The organism is Mangrovibacter phragmitis, from assembly GCF_001655675.1.
In the GTDB taxonomy this organism is placed as follows: Bacteria; Pseudomonadota; Gammaproteobacteria; order Enterobacterales; family Enterobacteriaceae; genus Mangrovibacter; species Mangrovibacter phragmitis.
In genome coordinates this window covers 104837-123071 of the sequence record NZ_LYRP01000050.1, presented here as the reverse complement: position 1 = coordinate 123071, position 18235 = coordinate 104837, and the positions used below count along the sequence as shown (strand labels likewise).

General features: G+C 51.2%; 16 protein-coding genes. 13 read left to right on the top strand and 3 right to left on the bottom strand.

Annotation, left to right across the window (positions count from 1 at the left end; all coding sequences use genetic code 11):
* The first annotated feature begins 20 nt into the window (after positions 1-20).
* The 8 genes from flgE to flgL all read left to right on the top strand — a co-directional run bounded on the left by flgE (position 21) and on the right by flgL (position 8375).
* The gene (gene flgE / locus A9B99_RS22735) at positions 21-1265 is read left to right on the top strand and encodes a flagellar hook protein FlgE (protein ID WP_064601377.1); all 1245 of its coding nucleotides are present in this window, start codon (positions 21-23) and stop codon (positions 1263-1265) included.
* 20 nt (positions 1266-1285) lie between these two features.
* Entirely contained in the window at positions 1286-2041 is a 756-nt protein-coding gene (locus A9B99_RS22730) for a flagellar basal body rod protein FlgF (protein WP_064601376.1), read from the top strand.
* A 17-nt stretch (positions 2042-2058) separates the two neighbouring features.
* Positions 2059-2841 (top strand): flagellar basal-body rod protein FlgG, encoded by a 783-nt coding sequence (flgG, locus tag A9B99_RS22725; protein WP_064601375.1) that lies wholly within the window; start codon positions 2059-2061, stop codon positions 2839-2841.
* 48 nt (positions 2842-2889) lie between these two features.
* The gene (locus tag A9B99_RS22720) at positions 2890-3588 is read left to right on the top strand and encodes a flagellar basal body L-ring protein FlgH (protein ID WP_064601374.1); all 699 of its coding nucleotides are present in this window, start codon (positions 2890-2892) and stop codon (positions 3586-3588) included.
* A 12-nt stretch (positions 3589-3600) separates the two neighbouring features.
* Positions 3601-4698 (top strand): flagellar basal body P-ring protein FlgI, encoded by a 1098-nt coding sequence (locus tag A9B99_RS22715; protein WP_064601373.1) that lies wholly within the window; start codon positions 3601-3603, stop codon positions 4696-4698.
* Positions 4698-5666 (top strand): flagellar assembly peptidoglycan hydrolase FlgJ, encoded by a 969-nt coding sequence (flgJ, locus tag A9B99_RS22710; RefSeq protein WP_064601372.1) that lies wholly within the window; start codon positions 4698-4700, stop codon positions 5664-5666. Before A9B99_RS22715 ends, flgJ begins: the two co-directional genes overlap by 1 nt.
* 75 nt (positions 5667-5741) lie before the next feature.
* Positions 5742-7400: a flagellar hook-associated protein FlgK gene (gene flgK, locus A9B99_RS22705; protein WP_064601371.1), complete on the top strand. Its 1659-nt coding sequence runs from the start codon at positions 5742-5744 to the stop codon at positions 7398-7400.
* 12 nt (positions 7401-7412) lie between these two features.
* A complete protein-coding gene (flgL, locus tag A9B99_RS22700; protein WP_064601370.1) occupies positions 7413-8375 on the top strand; it encodes a flagellar hook-associated protein FlgL in 963 nt (320 codons plus the stop codon).
* Between the two features lie 78 nt (positions 8376-8453).
* On the opposite strand, the gene A9B99_RS22695 is transcribed toward flgL, so the two are convergent.
* Complete coding sequence (locus tag A9B99_RS22695; RefSeq protein WP_064601369.1) at positions 8454-9683, bottom strand: MFS transporter; 1230 nt, start codon at positions 9681-9683, stop codon at positions 8454-8456.
* A gap of 118 nt (positions 9684-9801) precedes the next feature.
* Between A9B99_RS22695 and A9B99_RS22690 the strand changes: the two genes are divergently transcribed.
* A complete protein-coding gene (locus A9B99_RS22690; RefSeq protein WP_064601368.1) occupies positions 9802-10737 on the top strand; it encodes a LysR family transcriptional regulator in 936 nt (311 codons plus the stop codon).
* Between the two features lie 77 nt (positions 10738-10814).
* On the opposite strand, the gene rne is transcribed toward A9B99_RS22690, so the two are convergent.
* Positions 10815-14039 carry a ribonuclease E gene (rne, locus tag A9B99_RS22685; protein WP_064601367.1) on the bottom strand — a complete coding sequence of 1075 codons (3225 nt, stop codon included), beginning with the start codon at positions 14037-14039 and terminating at the stop codon, positions 10815-10817.
* A gap of 573 nt (positions 14040-14612) precedes the next feature.
* Here rne and rluC point away from each other — a divergent pair.
* Positions 14613-15572, top strand: a complete 960-nt coding sequence (gene rluC / locus A9B99_RS22675) for a 23S rRNA pseudouridine(955/2504/2580) synthase RluC (RefSeq protein ID WP_064601366.1) — start codon at positions 14613-14615, stop codon at positions 15570-15572.
* A 181-nt stretch (positions 15573-15753) separates the two neighbouring features.
* Here rluC and A9B99_RS22670 read toward each other — a convergent pair whose 3' ends face one another.
* Positions 15754-16338, bottom strand: a complete 585-nt coding sequence (locus A9B99_RS22670; protein WP_064601365.1) for a Maf family protein — start codon at positions 16336-16338, stop codon at positions 15754-15756.
* A gap of 141 nt (positions 16339-16479) precedes the next feature.
* On the opposite strand from A9B99_RS22670, the gene yceD reads away from it, so the two are divergent.
* Genes yceD through plsX form a run of 3 tightly spaced genes read left to right on the top strand, consistent with a single transcriptional unit; the run spans position 16480 to position 18235 of the window.
* The gene (gene yceD, locus A9B99_RS22665; RefSeq protein ID WP_064601364.1) at positions 16480-17001 is read left to right on the top strand and encodes a 23S rRNA accumulation protein YceD; all 522 of its coding nucleotides are present in this window, start codon (positions 16480-16482) and stop codon (positions 16999-17001) included.
* A 16-nt stretch (positions 17002-17017) separates the two neighbouring features.
* A complete protein-coding gene (gene rpmF, locus A9B99_RS22660) occupies positions 17018-17188 on the top strand; it encodes a 50S ribosomal protein L32 (RefSeq protein ID WP_036108199.1) in 171 nt (56 codons plus the stop codon).
* A 12-nt stretch (positions 17189-17200) separates the two neighbouring features.
* Positions 17201-18235, top strand: a complete 1035-nt coding sequence (plsX, locus tag A9B99_RS22655) for a phosphate acyltransferase PlsX (protein WP_064601363.1) — start codon at positions 17201-17203, stop codon at positions 18233-18235.

Sequence of the window (18235 nt, the reverse complement as noted above, 5' to 3'; positions counted from 1 at the left end):
AACCATCAGGGGTAGGACACATGTCTTTTTCTCAAGCGGTCAGTGGCCTTAACGCCGCCTCAAGCAACCTGGACGTTATCGGCAACAACATTGCCAACTCCGCCACTTACGGGTTTAAATCCTCCGGGATCGCCTTCGCCGATATGTTTGCCGGTGCCAGCTCCAAAGTAGGTCTGGGGGTAAAAGTAGCGGCTGTTATTCAGAACTTCTCGGATGGTACCGTCACCAATACCAGCCGCGGGCTGGATGTGGCTATTAACCAGAACGGTTTTTTCCGTATGACAGACAGTGCGGGTTCGGTCTATTACAGCCGTAATGGTCAGCTGCAACTCGATGAAAACCGCAATCTGGTTAACTCACAAGGCTATTTTGTGACAGGTTATCCGGCAACCGGAACCCCGCCCACCATTAACCAGGGGGCAAACCCGGTAACGTTGTCTATTCCCAGTTCTCCAATGCCTGCGAAAACCACCACAACCGCAGCAATGGAAGTGCAACTGAATTCATCAGACGATGCGATTACCAGCACCTTCGATTCAACAGATTCCACCACGTACAATAAGAAAGGCACGATCACGGTGTATGACACCCAGGGCAACACCCATGATATGAACGTGTACTTTGTTAAAACTGCAGATAATACCTGGAGTGTTTACACCCAGGACAGTAGCGTCAGCGGTAGTTCATCATCTCTGTTGGGAACGATGACCTTTGATTCTAACGGTAACCTGACCAGTACTACAGACAGCACTGGTACCGCAACCGCCACTGCCGGTATCTTCCCGAGCCTGACCACCGACACCAGCAGCGGTGCAACGCCTGCCACATTCTCGCTGGATTTTACCGGTTCCATGCAGCAGAACTACGGTAGTAACAACATAGTTTCTACTTCTCAGGATGGTTATGCACCGGGCGAAATGGTGAGTTACGCCATCAATGACGACGGCACTATTAGTGGTACCTACTCCAACGGTGAATCCCAATTGCTGGGCCAGATTGCCCTGGCAAACTTTGCTAACCCTGAAGGCCTGCAGTCTGAAGGTGACAACCTGTGGAGTGCAACTTCATCTTCAGGTGCTGCGCTGTTGGGGATTGCTGGGACTGGTACTTTCGGCACATTGACCAGTGGAGCGCTGGAGTCTTCCAACGTTGATCTGAGTAAAGAGCTGGTGAATATGATTGTTGCGCAACGTAACTATCAGTCAAACGCCCAGACGATTAAAACTCAGGATCAGATTCTTAACACGCTGGTTAACCTGCGTTAATCGACTGACGGGGTGGCTTAATGGATCACGCAATATATACCGCCATGGGCGCAGCCAGCCAGACGCTGGATTTACAGTCTGTGACGGCTAACAACATGGCTAACGCGTCGACACCTGGTTTTCGTAAACAACTTGAGGCACTGCGTGCAGTGCCGGTTGAGGGGTTATCTCTACCAACCCGCACACTGGTCGCTGCCTCTACACCAGGTTCGGATATGAGTACCGGTTCGATGGATTACACCGGCCGAAATCTGGATGTGGCAATGCAGCAGGATGGCTGGCTGGCGGTACGGACCCCGAATGGCCAGGAAGCTTACACCCGTAACGGTAATATGCAGGTGAACGTCAATGGGCAGTTGGAAGTGAATGGCAATCTGGTGATGGGTGATGGTGGTCCTATTGCCGTTCCCCAGAATGCTGAGCTGACTATTGCTGCTGACGGTACCATCACTGCGCTAAACCCGGGGGATCCACCTAATACCGCAGCCCCTATTGGCCGGCTGAAACTGGTTAAGGCTACCGACAAGGAAGTGGAGCGTGGTGATGACGGGTTGTTCCATCTCACCCAGCAGGCGCAGGCCACGCGTGGCGCTGTACCTGCAGCGGACCCGACGCTGAAAGTGATGGCGGGTGTGCTGGAAGGCAGTAATGTCAACGCCGTTGAAGCAATGGCTGAAATGATTAGCAACTCGCGCCGTTTTGAGATGCAAATGAAAGTTATCAGCAATGTTGATGGTAACGAACAGCGTGCGAACCAACTGCTGTCACTGACTTAATAAAACAGGACTTCACCATGATAAGCTCATTATGGATCGCGAAAACCGGTCTGGATGCACAACAAACCAATATGGACGTTATTGCCAACAACCTGGCAAACGTCAGTACCAATGGTTTCAAACGCCAGCGTGCAGTGTTTGAGGATTTGCTGTACCAGACAGTACGTCAGCCAGGAGCCCAGTCTTCTGAACAAACAACATTACCGACGGGCCTGCAAATTGGTACCGGGGTTCGCCCGGTGGCAACGGAGCGTATTCATACCCAGGGTAACCTGAACCAGACCGATAACAGCAAAGATATTGCGATTAAAGGCGAAGGTTTTTTTGAAGTACAGCTCCCGGATGGCACCACAGCCTATACCCGTGATGGTTCATTTCAACTCGATTCCAACGGGCAGTTAGTGACTAACGGTGGGTTCCCTGTGCAACCAGCTATCACCATTCCCAGTAATGCTCTGAGTATTACTGTGGCGCGTGATGGTGTGGTAAGCGTCACCCTACAAGGGCAGACAGCAACACAACAGGTGGGGCAACTGAACCTGGCTACATTTGTCAATACTTCTGGGTTAGAGAGTATTGGCGAAAACCTGTACACAGAAACCCAGGCCTCCGGTGCGCCGACAGAATCAACTCCGGGTCAGAATGGCGCGGGGCTGCTGTACCAGGGATATGTGGAAACCTCAAACGTGAATGTGGCTGAAGAACTGGTCAATATGATTCAGGTTCAGCGTGCATATGAGATTAACAGTAAAGCCGTATCAACTACTGACCAGATGCTGCAGAAACTGTCACAACTTTAAAATCTGGCCGGCTTCGCCGCCGGCTAATATTTTCTGAAGATAAACGTAATGCAAAACCGTAACCAGTGGTATCGACCGCTTGTCATTAGCCTGAGTGTCGCCCTCGGTGGCTGTTCACTGGTCCCGAGTAAGCCGCTTGTTCAGGGGCCAACCTCGGCACAGCCTATTCCAGGTCCGGTTCCGGCGGTTAATGGTTCTATTTTTCAGACTGTTCAGCCCATTAACTATGGGTATCAGCCGTTATTTGAAGACCGTCGTCCGCGCAATATTGGTGACACACTCACCATTAACCTTCAGGAAAACGTCAGTGCCAGCAAATCCTCGTCTTCAAACGCATCGCGCGATGGAAGCAGTAGTCTGGCGGTAACGACCGCCCCTCGCTATTTGCAGGGATTGTTTGGCAATGCCCGGGCAGACCTTGACATGGAAGGTAAAAATGATTTCACAGGCAAAGGTGGTTCCAGTGCGCAAAACACCTTTACAGGTACATTGACTGTGACGGTAGACCAGGTGCTGGCTAACGGTAACCTCCATGTAGTAGGGGAAAAACAAATCGCGATTAATCAGGGCGCGGAATTTATTCGTTTCTCTGGTGTAGTGAATCCACGCTTTATTTCAACCAGTAATACCGTCGCATCAACACAGGTGGCGGATGCCCGCATTGAGTATGTTGGTAATGGCTATATCAATGAGGCACAACAAATGGGCTGGTTGCAACGTTTCTTCCTCAATATTGCGCCGTTTTAAGCGAGGTGAATTATGTTTAAGTCAATTTTCGCAATCGGATTGCTGCTGGTGGCGACACTGGCTCAGGCAGACCGTATTCGCGATCTCACCACTGTACAGGGCGTGCGTGATAACTCACTTATTGGCTATGGCCTGGTAGTTGGGCTGGATGGAACCGGTGACCAGACCACTCAGACTCCATTTACTACCCAGAGCCTGAATAACATGCTGTCACAACTGGGTATTACTGTTCCCACTGGCACCAATATGCAGTTGAAAAACGTGGCAGCAGTCATGGTGACGGCCGATTTACCCGCTTTTTCTCGCCAGGGACAGAGAATTGATGTGGTTGTTTCTTCTTTAGGTAATGCAAAAAGTCTGCGGGGCGGCACGCTATTAATGACGCCTCTCAAAGGTGTGGACAATCAGGTCTATGCGCTGGCACAAGGTAATATCCTGATTGGTGGCGCGGGGGCATCTGCAGGTGGCAGCAGTGTTCAGGTTAACCAACTCAATGGTGGGCGGATTACTGGTGGAGCAGTGGTTGAGCGTGAACTGCCAAGTAATTTTGGCAGTGGGAATACACTAACCCTGCAACTTAATCAGGAAGATTTCAGCCTTGCTCAGCAGATTTCTGACACCATTAACCGTTCCCAGGGTTATGGTGTAGCTCAGGCTATTGATTCCCGTACTGTTCAAATTCGTGTTCCACCGGGAAATAGTTCCCAGGTGCGTTTTCTTGCGGATGTGCAAAACCTGCAGGTGAATGTCCCGGTGCAGGACGCCAAAGTGATTATCAACTCGCGTACTGGCGCTGTAGTGATGAACCGCGAAGTCACTCTGGATAACTGTGCAGTTGCCCAGGGCAACTTGTCGGTAACAGTCAACCAGCAGAATACAGTGAGCCAACCCAATACGCCCTTTGGCGGTGGACAAACTGTCGTGACACCACAAACGCAGATTGATATGCGCCAGAGTGGTGGCGCACTGCGCCGCATTAACTCAAGCGCCAACCTGAACAATGTGGTGCGTGCCCTCAATGCGCTGGGTGCAACACCGATGGACTTAATGTCTATCCTGCAGGCCATGCAAAGTGCAGGTTGTCTGCGAGCGAAGCTGGAGATTATCTAATGATTAATGATACCCAGTCTATGGCTGGCGCAGCCTGGGATGCGCAATCGCTGAATGAATTAAAACGGGCAGCAGCGAATGACCCACAGGCTCACCTGAAAGCAGTAGCCAGGAAAGTTGAAGGGATGTTCGTGCAAATGGTACTGAAGAGTATGCGCCAGGCTTTGCCGAAAGATGGCCTGCTCGACAACGACCAAACCCGTTTGTACACCAGTATGTACGACCAGCAGATTGCGGATGACCTCAGTGCCAAAGGCCTTGGTCTGGCAGACATGATGGTAAAACAGATGACCAATGGCACGCAGTCACCGTCTGAAAAGGCGGGGACTGTGCCAATGAAACTCGATATGGATACCGTCATGCAGTATCAAGCTCAGGAATTTACCCAACTGGTGCGTAAAGCTATTCCCAAAGCACCTCCCAGTTCCGGGGCGATTGTTTCGTTTGCAGATAAAGACCTTGATGGTGAAAGCAAAGACTTTCTGGCGCAGTTGTCTTTACCCGCCAAACTCGCCAGCGAACAAAGTGGCATTCCTCACCACCTGATTCTGGCGCAGGCGGCGCTGGAATCAGGTTGGGGGCAACGGCAAATTCGCACGGCCAGTGGTGCGCCCAGCTTCAATATTTTTGGGGTGAAAGCAACCGGAAATTGGAAAGGACCAACTACCGAAATCACCACCACTGAATTTGAAAATGGTCAGGCGAAAAAGGTGAAAGCCGCGTTTCGTGTGTACAGTTCGTACCTTGAAGCGCTGTCAGATTATGTGAGTCTGCTGAGTAAAAATCCGCGTTATGCAGCGGTGACTACAGCGGCAACAGCAGAGCAGGGCGCTCAGGCATTGCAACGCGCGGGTTACGCAACAGACCCGGGCTATGCCAACAAACTTACCTCATTGATTCAGCAGCTAAAATCTATGAGTGATAAGGTATCTAAAGCGTATAACAATGATTTAAGCAATTTGTTCTGATTAGCCTCAAGTCCTGGTCTGTGCTGCCGATAATCTCAGTCGGGACCCGTGATTAAACGCTCAAAAGGAAACACCATGTCCAGTAGCCTGATCAACAGCGCGATGAGCGGACTGACTGCCGCACAGACCGCGCTGAATACGGTAAGTAACAACATTTCGAACTATAACGTAACCGGTTATAGCCGCCAGACCACCGTACTGGCCCAGTCTAATAGTACCCTTTCCGGTAATAGCTGGATTGGTAATGGTGTGTATGTCAGTGGTGTTCAGCGTGAATACGATCAGTTTATTTCCAGCCAGTTGCGTCAGGCGTCAAATCAAAGCAGTGCACTGTCTAGCCGTTATGACCAGGTTTCGCAAATAGATGACCTGTTGTCCAGCACAACGACCAGCATTTCAACGTCATTACAGAGTTTCTTCTCTGCGCTGACTACATTGACCAGTAATGCCAGTGACTCTTCTGCCCGTGAAGCATTAATTGGCCAGGCTCAGGGGTTGGTAAACCAGTTTAAAACGACGGATAACTACCTGCGCAGCATGGACAGCCAGGTAAACAGCGCCATCGAATCCAGTGTTCAGGAAATTAACACCTATACCAGCCAGATTGCTGATCTGAATAAGAAGATTGCGCAAATGACGGCGACAGGCGGCGGTGCCAGCCCGAACGACTTGTTGGACCAACGCGACCAACTGGTGAATGAACTTAATAACATAGTAGGTGTGACTGTCACAATCCAGGATGGAAACACCTATAACGTGAGCCTGGGTAATGGTACGTCTCTGGTTCAGGGATCGCGTTCATTCCAACTTGCTGCAGTTGCGTCAAGTGCTGATCCTGGACGGAAAACAGTGGCGTATGTTGATGAAGCCGCTGGAAACGTCGAAATTCCTGAAAGCCAGTTAACCAGCGGTTCTCTGGGGGGCTTACTGACTTTCCGTTCAACAGACCTGGATGCAGCACGTAACCGCCTTGGGCAACTGGCATTATCCTTTGCGGATGCATTCAATACTCAGCATGAAGCGGGTTTTGATGCCAATGGCGATGCAGGCGAAGCTTTCTTTGCTGTCGGTGCGCCTGCGGTGGTGAGCAATGCGAACAATACCAGCTCCACAACACTGACTGCTGAAGTAACAGACAGTTCTGCTGTTCTGGCAACCAATTATAAAGTGGCCTGGAGCGGATCTGCCTGGACGGTTACCCGCACATCAGATAATACCACTGTGACGCCGACAACCGGCACTGATGGTAGTGGTAATACGACACTGGCTTTTGATGGCCTGACGGTAACTGTAGACGGCTCACCTGATGCCAAAGACAGCTTTCTCGTCAAACCGGTAACCAACACAATCGTCAATATGGCCGTTTCAGTAACGGATGAAGCGAAAGTGGCGCTGGCGAGCTCAGCGACCTCTGGCGAGAGTGATAACACCAACGCCCAGGCGCTGCTTGACTTGCAGGACAAAAGCCTGGTGGGTGGCAACAAAACCTTTAACGATGCTTACGCAAGCCTGGTGTCTTTGGTAGGTAACACCACCAGTACACTGAATACAACCAGTACGACACAGGCGAATGTGGTTACGCAGTTGACCAACCAGCAACAATCTGTTTCTGGTGTGAACCTGGATGAAGAGTACGCCAACCTGCAGCGTTATCAGCAATATTATCTGGCGAACTCACAGGTGTTGAAAACAGCATCAACGATTTTTGACGCGCTGCTATCCATTAATTCATAGGAGTCATGACCAATGCGCATCAGCACGCAGATGATCTTTGAACAAAATGTTCGTGGTATCACCCAGTCGCAGCAAAAGTGGCTGAATTATGGTGAACAGTTATCCACGGGCAAACGGGTTAACCGCCCGTCTGATGACCCGGTTGCGGCTTCTCAGGCAATTGTAGTTTCACAGGCCCAGGCACAGAACAGCCAGTATGCTACAGCCCGAATTTTCGCAACCCAAAAGGCTTCGCTGGAGGAAAGCGTCTTAAGCCAGGTAACCAGCAGTATTCAGACTGCGCAGGAAAAAATCGTTTATGCAAGCAATGGTACGTTGAGCGATGATGACCGGGCTTCACTGGCTACCCAGTTACAAGGGGTCCGTGACCAGTTACTGAACCTGGCAAACAGCACTGACGGTAACGGCCGCTATATTTTCGCTGGCTATAAAACTGATTCACAGCCTTTTGTTGATTCAGGTACCAGCGTTAATTATGTCGGCGGTACTGAGGATATTACTCAGAAGGTTGATTCTGCGCGCACCATGGTTATAGGCCACACGGGTACGGAAGTGTTTGATTCGATAACCAGTAACGCTGAAGCAGAACCCGATGGCAGTGCCAGCGAAACCAACTTATTTACCATGCTGGATACCGCTATTGCAGCACTCAATACACCGCAGGAAGATCTTGATCAGACTGGCAGAGATGCTTTACAGGCAGTGGTTGATAAAACCAGCCGCGGTCTGAAAAACTCACTCAATAACGTACTGAAAGTCCGTTCTGAATTGGGTACTCAGTTGAATGAGCTTGATAACCTCGATTCACTGGGTGATGACCGCAGCCTGCAACAATCCCAGCAAATGAGTAACCTGGTCGATGCGGACTGGAACTCAGTGATTTCGTCTTATGTAATGCAACAAACAGCGCTTCAGGCCTCTTATAAGGCCTTCAGCGATATGCAGGGGATGTCTCTGTTCCAGCTCAATAGTTAGTGGCTTTGCTCTTTTTGGTATGTCGTGAAACTGGGCATACCTTGTCTGCCCGTACTGGCACCCCGGTACGGGATTTTTTTATTCTTCGGCAACACTAGCGGTAAGGCTGGCACAATGGCGGCGAATTGCCCACCAACGAATTGCCAGACTCAGTAAGCCTGCTGCGCTGGCGAGCACCAGTACACCGGGCCACCCACCGATTAACCATGCTTTACTACCCAGCACAGAGCCTGCAGCCATGCCAATAAATACCACAGTGAACAATAAGGCATTCAATCGCCCCCGCGCCTGAGGTTCAAGGCTGTACACCAGTGTCTGGTGGGCAATTAATGTTGACTGGAGGCCAAGGTCGAAACCAATTGCAGCCAGTGCTATCAGGCACAATTGTGCATGCACAGACAGTAATGGTAGAAAAAACATGCTGGCGAAAGAGACCGTGACCAGTGCGGCTCCCATCACTGTTACGCGCTCCGGACCTATTTTGTCTGACAGACTACCTGATAACGGTGCTGCCAGTGCGCCAGCGGCACCCGCCAGGCCAAACCCCCCGGCTACAGCGCTGCCGAGGTGGTAGTTCTCCAGCAGCATTAATGCCAGTATCGACCAGAATGCACTAAAGCCGATGGAAAGCAGGCCCTGAGCGACTGCCGCCATCCGCAAACCCGGGTAACGGCGCCATAGTGTCACCATTGAGCGCAGCAGACCAGGGTAGCTCAGCTCAGAATGTGTGGCAAACCTGGGTAGAACCCGCCACAGCACGATGCCAATAAGCAGAATGCTGAGTGCCGCGAGTTGATACATCGCTCGCCAGCCCAGCCAGGTGGCAACCAGGCCACTAACGGTCCGGGACAGTAATATACCCAGTAGCAGGCCGGTCATTACCGTCCCGACAATTTTCCCCTGCCTGCCCGCCGGAGCCAGAATGGCGGCGGCAGGAACAATATCCTGAGCGATAGTCGCTGTCATTCCAATTAGCAGGCTGGTCGCCAGCAGCCCGTGTAACGAACCGGTAAAACTGCATCCGGCAAGTGTCAGAGCCAGAATAATACATTTGAACAAAATAATGGCCCGGCGATCATAACGGTCGCCGAGGGGAATCAAAAATAAGATACCTAACGCATAACCCATTTGCGTCAGAGTAGGGATTAATCCCATTCCATTAACAGAAAGTGATAATGACTGCCCCAGCAGTGGCAGGATAGGTTGCGCATAATAAATCGATGCGACACTCAACCCTGCTCCAGCAGCCAGTGAAAATATCAGACCCGCGCTTAGCGGGCGTTCAGAATGCAACGTCGTACCGGACATGGTTGTTTCCTCATCAGGACATAGTGTGTATGGCCGGTATTGTGAGGGTGAAACCACTGGCGGTGTAGCCCATGCCGGTGTACAACAGTTATACGTATAACGTATAGCAGGCTACAGAGTGAAAACAACTGAGCGTATAGACAGAATTGAATTGCTTGAAACCTTTGTGCGCATTGTCGAAGCGGGTTCGTTATCAGCAGCGGCACGCCAGCTTGCTTTAACCCAGGCAACAGTTAGCCGGCGTTTAAAAACGCTGGAAACGATGCTGGGTGTTAAACTTTTACTGCGCACCACCCATGCGATGAGCCTGACGGAGGACGGTGAACACTGCTATCAGCATGCGCGTCATGTCGCGGGCTCATGGTCGGCGCTGGAAGACGAGTTGAGCAATGCGGACAACCAGCCATCAGGCTTGCTGCGTGTTCGTGCGCCTCATGCTTTTGGTCAGGATCAACTGATGGCGCCGCTCATCAATATGCTTGCCCGCTACCCTGGGTTGAATGTGGAATGGTTGCTTAATGACAAATCGCCGGACTTTATTGCAGATAACCTCGATTGCGCCATTCATGTCGGGGATGTAACTAATCCGGATACAGTCGCTATCCAGCTTGCTGAAGTGCCACGCATTGCAGTTGCTACGCCAGAGGTTGCTGCACGGTTAAACCCACTTACCCGGCCTTCAGAGTTAAGTCAGTTACCCTGGGTTTCAGTAAGTTCTTTTTACCGGAAAGCACTTATTCTGGCGAACCAGAAAGGTGAAACAGTTGAAGTAACACTTTCTCCCCGCTTATATACGGATAGTCTGTATGCGGCGCGCAGGGCTGCACTGGGCGGGGTAGGCGCTGTGGTGCTGTCAGCATGGATAGTTGAGCAGGATTTACGTAGTGGCGCGCTGGTTCATATATTGCCTGAGTGGCAGGCCTGGCCGTTACCTGTCTGGCTGCTCTACCCCTGGGCGAGTTACTACCCTGTAAGGTTACGGATGTTCATTGACTTAATGCGTGAGGTGATGCCCGGAGTCAGTGGTATGCAGGCAGGGAAACGTCAGCGGTGACAGGTGACCAGTTGTGTGATTGAAAATAAAAAGGCCTGCTTAATAGCAGGCCTTTCCGTTGTTGCTGTTACACGCTGTTATGCCTGCGACTGTGGCCGTGTAGCGGGCGCAGCCGCCTGGTGGCTGGCACTGTGAGCACCAGCAGAGCCTTTACCCTCGAAATTCCATGCCGGGCGAACCCAATCACTGTGGCGTGCTGGCTCTGGCACATATACCGGAGCGGGTGCACGAGTGGCTGGCGCAGTCGCGGCGCCATGGAACTGGCGAGTTTCGCTATGATGAGGCGAAACATTTTCCACTACGGGACTATGTTCCACTTCTGGCTCTTCAGCAGGAAAGACCGTTGCTGCTTCAGGCTCGCTGGCGGAAACATCAGCCTGCTGCCCGGTAACCGGTGTTTCGACAGCGTTCACTGTTTCTGCTTCAGCCACCACAGGCGCGGCATCTTCTTTAACAGGTTCAACTTCTTCAACAGGTTCTGCTGCTTCAATTGGATGGGCTGGTTCAACAGCAGCCGCTGCTCCGGTTTCTTCACTATTCACCATTGAGTTATCAATAGCCTGAGTTGTTGCTTCCTGTTCGCCAGCCACCGGTGCTTCAGGCTTGATGTCGGCAGGTGCAACTGGCACTGTGTCCACTTGTGCACTGTCTGCAGCAACAGGCAGAGAAGCGTTATCGGTTACGTCTGGTGACGCTTCAACCAGTACTGGCGCTTCCTGGACAACGTCATCTGCCGGGCGGGTTACCGGGTAGCGGATCCACACTTTGCCGGATGCCATTTCAGGCGAGGCACAGGCAACGGCTAAAGGCATAGGCGACTGCGACGGGTAACGCTCATCGCGGTAACGGCGGCGGCGCTGCCCACTAACACGCAGGTGGCGTGGAGAACGGCGTGAACGACGCGGCATATTGTTCTCGCGTACATCACTATTCTCTTCACCAGATTCAGGTTGCTCAACCTGAACCTCAGGTAACTGGCCGGTAGTTTCCTGAGGTGCCGGTACGCGCTCAGCGGCCGGTGCGTTTTCAACCGCAGCAACAGGCAGGCTGTTGTGGTTTTCAGCATCGGCTACACTTTCGATACGCACTTTCTCAGTAAGCTGGCGCTGTTTACGGCGTGGCATTACCTGAACACGAGTCTCTTTCTCTGCAGTTGCTGTTGAATCAACGGTATTTTCCGTTTCTTCATGTTGCAGGTTTTTCACTTCCTGCTGGGCCTGACGTTTCTCTTCAGTGCGGCGACGGTTACGGTCACGGCGAGACTGAATTTGCTCTTCACGGGTAGCCGGTTTGTTACTGCCTTCAGGTGCGGTGCCGCGAGGCTCACGGACTTCAGCATTTTGATTCTGACGGCGGCCGCGGCGGTTTTCATCGCGAGGTTGAACTGTGTTGTCAGATTCGTTACGCGGATTACGTTCGTTGCGCTCAGCGCGTTCATTACGCTCATTGCGGTCACGGCGTGGGTTACGACGGTTATTGCGACGGTCCTGCTGACGTTGACCGCGGTCAGTTTTCTTCTCAGCTTCTGGCTCAGCAACAGGCGCTTCTTTTGCGGTGTTTTCACTGGTACCGAAAAGGGATTTCAGTGCGCCAGCAATTCTGCCAAACAAGCCTGGGCCTGCAGGTGCGGCAGCCGGTGCCGTTTTTTCTGCAGAAGTTGCACGATGAGGTACTTCTGGCGGTGCAGGCGGTACATCCGGCATGGCAAAGGTGGCCAGTGCGGGTTGCTCAGGGCGTTTACGTTCCGCTTGCTCTTCCTCTGACGGCATCGCCATCGCCTCTTCGTGCAATTTTGGCAGCAGATAGCTCAGTGTCGGTGTTTCTTCACCTTTGCGTACCCGCACAACAGAGTAGTGCGGTGTTTCCATATTATCGTTCGGTACGATAACGCAACGGATATCCGGCTGGCGTTGTTCAATAGCACTAACTGCTGAGCGTTTCTCGTTCAGCAGGTAAGACGCGATGGGCACAGGAACAATGGCGTGAACTTCTTTGGTATTCTCTTTCAGCGCTTCTTCTTCAATCAGGCGCAGGATAGAGAGCGATAACGATTCGTTATCGCGAATAGTACCGGTGCCGCTACAGCGTGGGCACACATGGTGGCTGGACTCACCCAGTGAAGGGCTGAGGCGCTGGCGAGACATTTCCAGTAGACCAAAGCGAGAAATATGGCTTATCTGGATGCGTGCGCGGTCCTGGCGTACAGCTTCCCGCAGGCGGTTTTCCACAGCCCGCTGGTGGCGTACTGGCGTCATGTCAATGAAGTCGATAACAATCAAACCACCCAGGTCACGCAGGCGCAATTGACGGGCAATTTCATCCGCAGCTTCCAGGTTGGTATTCAGTGCCGTTTCTTCGATATCGCCACCACGCGTTGCGCGCGCGGAGTTGATATCGATTGCAGTAAGCGCTTCCGTGGAATCAATAACAATTGACCCACCAGAAGGCAGACGCACTTCACGCTGGAAGGCAGATTCAATTTGCGACTCGATCTGGTAATGGCTGAATAACGGAATTTCCCCCGTATACAATTTTATTTTACTGGAGAAATCCGGGCGACCCAGTGCAGCGATGTGCTGGCGAGCCAACTCAACAATTTTCGGGTTATCAATCAGAATTTCACCGATGTCCTGGCGCAGATAGTCACGGAATGCGCGGACAATGACATTACTTTCCTGGTGAATAAGAAAAGGTGCCGGGCGGCTTTCAGCGGCTTTTTTGATAGCTTCCCAGTGACGCAGGCGGAAACTCAAATCCCACTGCAGAGATTCAGCAGATTTACCAACCCCCGCAGTGCGCACAATCAGCCCCATGCCGTCGGGCAATTCCAGGGAAGACAGTGCTTCTTTCAGCTCAGTTCTGTCCTCGCCTTCAATACGCCGTGAGATACCACCTGCACGGGGATTGTTAGGCATCAGAACCAGGTAACTGCCAGCCAGGCTGATAAAGGTGGTTAGTGCGGCACCTTTGTTACCACGCTCTTCCTTATCGATTTGAACGATGACTTCCTGCCCCTCACGCAAAACATCTTTAATGTTTGGGCGACCATGAGAGGAATAGTTGGACGGGAAATATTCGCGGGCAATCTCTTTTAAAGGAAGGAAACCGTGTCTTTCAGCGCCATAATCAACAAATGCAGCTTCCAGACTGGGTTCAATGCGGGTGATTTTACCTTTGTAAATATTGGCTTTTTTTTGTTCATGCCCGGGGCTTTCAATATCCAGGTCATACAGACGCTGGCCATCTACCAGGGCAACGCGCAACTCTTCCTGCTGAGTTGCGTTAATTAACATTCTTTTCATCGTAACTTACTCGTTATTCTTACATTGACGACAGAACTGCGGGCAAGGTAATCGCTGACCGGATGTGAACCGATGGCCTCGTGACTATTCGCTAAGTCGTCAACCTCACGGTTGTCGCTTGCTGAGAGGCGCAGCGTGTCGGTAGCCTGTATTTCAAACGGAAAAACAGCGCTGTTTATAGGGGAACTGCCTGGGAATGTTTTCGCCAGAGAAGCTTCCATTTACCGGCCAGACTGCAACCCGCAGCCCGCTAACTGCCTGAAAGTACAAAACGTCTTACGCCATTGCTGCGTTGATGAACATTCAGGCAAAATTGGTAATTCCGCAAAATTCCTTGTTCTTACAGGTCTCAACGCGGAAAACCGCAACATTATTCCACTGCTGGGCCAGTTATAGCAAGATGACATTTGCCATTTATCACCTGGTTACTCACAGTTTTTTAACGTCACATTTCTGATTGTTGCAAATAGCAGCAAAAAAACACCCAAAGGCATTTTTAAACCGCCTGCGCAATAATATAAGCACAGAAAAATAAGTGGCGCTATGAGTCCGGGGTAATTAGAATCGCGCACCATGAAAACCGAGACACCAACCGTAAAAATAGTTGCTATTTCCGACGAGGAATCCGGGCAACGAATTGATAACTTTTTGCGCACACAACTGAAAGGTGTGCCCAAAAGTATGATTTATCGCATCCTGCGTAAAGGCGAGGTACGGGTAAACAAAAAACGTATCAAACCAGAGTATAAGCTGGTTGAAGGCGATGAAGTGCGCATTCCTCCGGTGCGCGTGGCTGAGCGGGAAGAAGATGCTGTATCGCCTCATCTGCAAAAAGTGGCTGCACTGACTGACGCCATTTTGTATGAAGACGACCATATCCTTATTCTCAATAAACCCTCGGGTACAGCGGTACATGGCGGCAGTGGGCTCAGTTTTGGTGTGATTGAAGGGTTGCGGGCATTGCGTCCCGAAGCGCGTTTTCTTGAGCTGGTACATCGTCTTGACAGGGATACGTCTGGCGTATTACTGGTAGCGAAAAAGCGCTCTGCACTGCGTTCGCTCCATGAGCAACTGCGGGATAAAGGAATGCAAAAAGACTACCTCGCCCTGGTGCGTGGTCAGTGGCAATCTCACGTTAAAGTCGTCCAGGCGCCACTTTTAAAGAATATTCTGAAAAGTGGTGAGCGCATGGTAAAGGTCAGTAGTGAAGGTAAACCGTCGGAGACTCGCTTCAAAGTGGAAGAGCGGTTTGGTTTCGCCACACTGGTTCGTTGCAGCCCGGTAACCGGGCGAACTCACCAGATTCGTGTGCATACGCTTCATGCCGGCCACCCTATTGCGTTTGATGACCGCTATGGAGACCGGGAGTTCGACAACCAGCTAAACGGCAGTGGGTTGGGGCGCCTGTTTCTTCATGCCGCTGCTCTGCGATTCACTCACCCGGCAACGGGCGAGACCATTCGCATTGAAGCCCCACTGGATGGTGAACTCAGGCAGTGCCTTAGCTATTTGCGCAAAACCAGCCGTGGCTGATTCTTATTTTACGCCGGGGGATGCTTTACCCGGCTGTAATCCTCTATATAGCCAGTCAAACGCAACTGCCTGTTGTTGTTCACAGGTCATTGGGCAACGGTATTGCATTTTGAACTGTGATCAAGCAAAAACACGATGGCCGTATTGGGGCAGTTGCGGCCAGCGGAGCACGGATACGGCATTATTCGGCTAAAGGGTCTGCGCCAGCCGCGCGCAGCATTTCACATAAACGAATCAATGGCAGGCCAATGAGTGTATTGGGATCTCTGCTGTCAATACGCTCAAACAACGTTATTCCAAGTCCCTCACACTTAAAACTGCCAGCACAATGTAACGGTTGTTCTATAGTGACGTAACGGCGGATTTCAGGCTCTGAAAGGGAGCGAAACCAGACATCAACATGTTCAACATCAACCTGAATATGATTGGTTAGCGTATTAAGCAGGGCAATTCCGGTAGAAAAACGCACTTTTTTGCCTTGTGCAGCTAATAATTGTTTTACAGCGTTTTCAACTGTATGGGGTTTCCCGGTGATAATATTATTCAGTAAGCAAACCTGGTCACAACCAATAATTAAATGACCTGGATAAGCCCGTGCCAAAGAACGCGCTTTTTGCTCTGCGAGGCGCTTAACCAGTTGATCGGATGTTTCCCCCGCGAATGGTGTTTCATCTGTGTCCGGGCTTGCACAGGTAAATGGCAGAGTAAGCCGGTTAAGCAAGTCGCGGCGATACACGGAAGTGGAAGCCAGTATAATTGGAAGCATATTTTTTCTGTCATCTATAGCGAATTTGTTCGCCACATTTTAAACTGTGCAGCCGCAATGTGTGCGAATAAATGGCAAAAGGTGAGTCATAATGCCTTTTTCTTTGACTCTAAGACGTTACAAAGTTAATATGCGCGCCCTATGCAAAAGGTAAAATTACCCCTGACACTGGATCCGGTACGTACCGCTCAAAAACGCCTCGACTACAAGGGTATTTATACCCCTGAACAGGCGGCGCGCGTTGCTGAATCCGTCGTCAGTGTGGACAGTGATGTAGAATGCGAAATGTCGTTCGCAATTGATAACCAGCGTCTTGCCGTTATTACGGGTGAGGCGAAGGTGTCGGTTACTCTGACTTGTCAGCGCTGCGGCAACACATTTCCGCATCAGGTTCACACAACGTATTGTTTTAGCCCGGTCGTTTCTGACGAGCAGGCTGAAGCACTCCCGGAAGCGTATGAACCGATTGAGGTTAACGAGTTCGGTGAAATTGACCTGCTGGCTATGGTTGAAGATGAAATCATCATCGCTTTACCAGTAGTTCCGGTGCATGATTCTGAACACTGTGAAGTGTCCGAGGCGGACATGGTCTTTGGTGAACTGCCTGCAGAGGCGGAGAAGCCAAACCCATTTGCCGTATTAGCAAGTTTAAAGCGTAAGTAATTGAGGAGTAAGGTCCATGGCCGTACAACAGAATAAACCAACCCGTTCCAAACGTGGCATGCGTCGTTCCCATGACGCGCTGACCACTGCCAGCCTGTCTGTAGATAAAGTTTCTGGTGAAACGCACCTGCGTCACCACGTTACTGCTGACGGTTTCTACCGTGGCCGCAAGGTAATCGCTAAGTAATCTGGCGATACTTTGACACGTCTAACCCTTGCGTTAGATGCCATGGGGGGCGATTTTGGCCCTGCTGTGACAGTGCCTGCAGCTTTGCAGGCACTGGAATCTAATTCGCAACTGAACCTTCTTTTAGTCGGCAATCCCGACGCCATTACTCCATTACTTGCCAAAGCTGATTTTGACCAACGGTCACGTTTGCAGATTATCCCTGCTCAGTCAGTTATTGCCAGTGATGCCCGGCCATCGCATGCTGTGCGCAACAGCCGTGGCTCTTCCATGCGCGTTACGCTGGAACTGGTAAAAGAAGGGCGGGCTCAGGCCTGTGTCAGTGCCGGTAATACTGGCGCATTAATGGGTCTGTCGAAATTATTATTAAAGCCGCTGGATGGCATTGAGCGCCCGGCACTGGTAACGATGTTGCCACACCAGCAACGCGGGAAAACAGTGGTGCTGGACCTGGGGGCTAATGTGGACTGTGACAGTGCTATGCTGGTGCAGTTCGCTATTATGGGTTCTGTCCTTGCAGAAGAACTGTTAGGGCTGTCCCAGCCTCGTGTTGCGCTGCTGAATATTGGTGAGGAAGAAACCAAAGGTCCAGAGTCTATTCGCAATGCAGCGGCCGTTTTGGCTACACTGCCTGCTATTCATTACATCGGGTATCTGGAAGCAAATGAATTACTGACCGGAAAAACGGATGTGCTGGTCTGTGACGGTTTTGTTGGTAATGTGACACTAAAAACCATGGAAGGTGTGGTAAGAATGTTTCTTTCGCTGCTGAAATCGCAGTCGGAAGGGAAAAAAAGGGCGTGGTGGCTGATTTTATTAAAGCATTGGTTACAAAAAAGCCTGCAAAGGCGATTCAGTCACCTCAACCCCGACCAGTATAATGGCGCCTGTCTGTTAGGATTGCGCGGCACTGTAATTAAAAGCCATGGTGCGGCCAATCAGCGAGCGTTTGAAGTCGCGATTGAACAGGCAGTGCAGGCGGTGCGGCGGCAAATTCCTGAGCGAATTGCTTCTCGCCTGAAATCTGTATTACCCAAGAGTGACTGA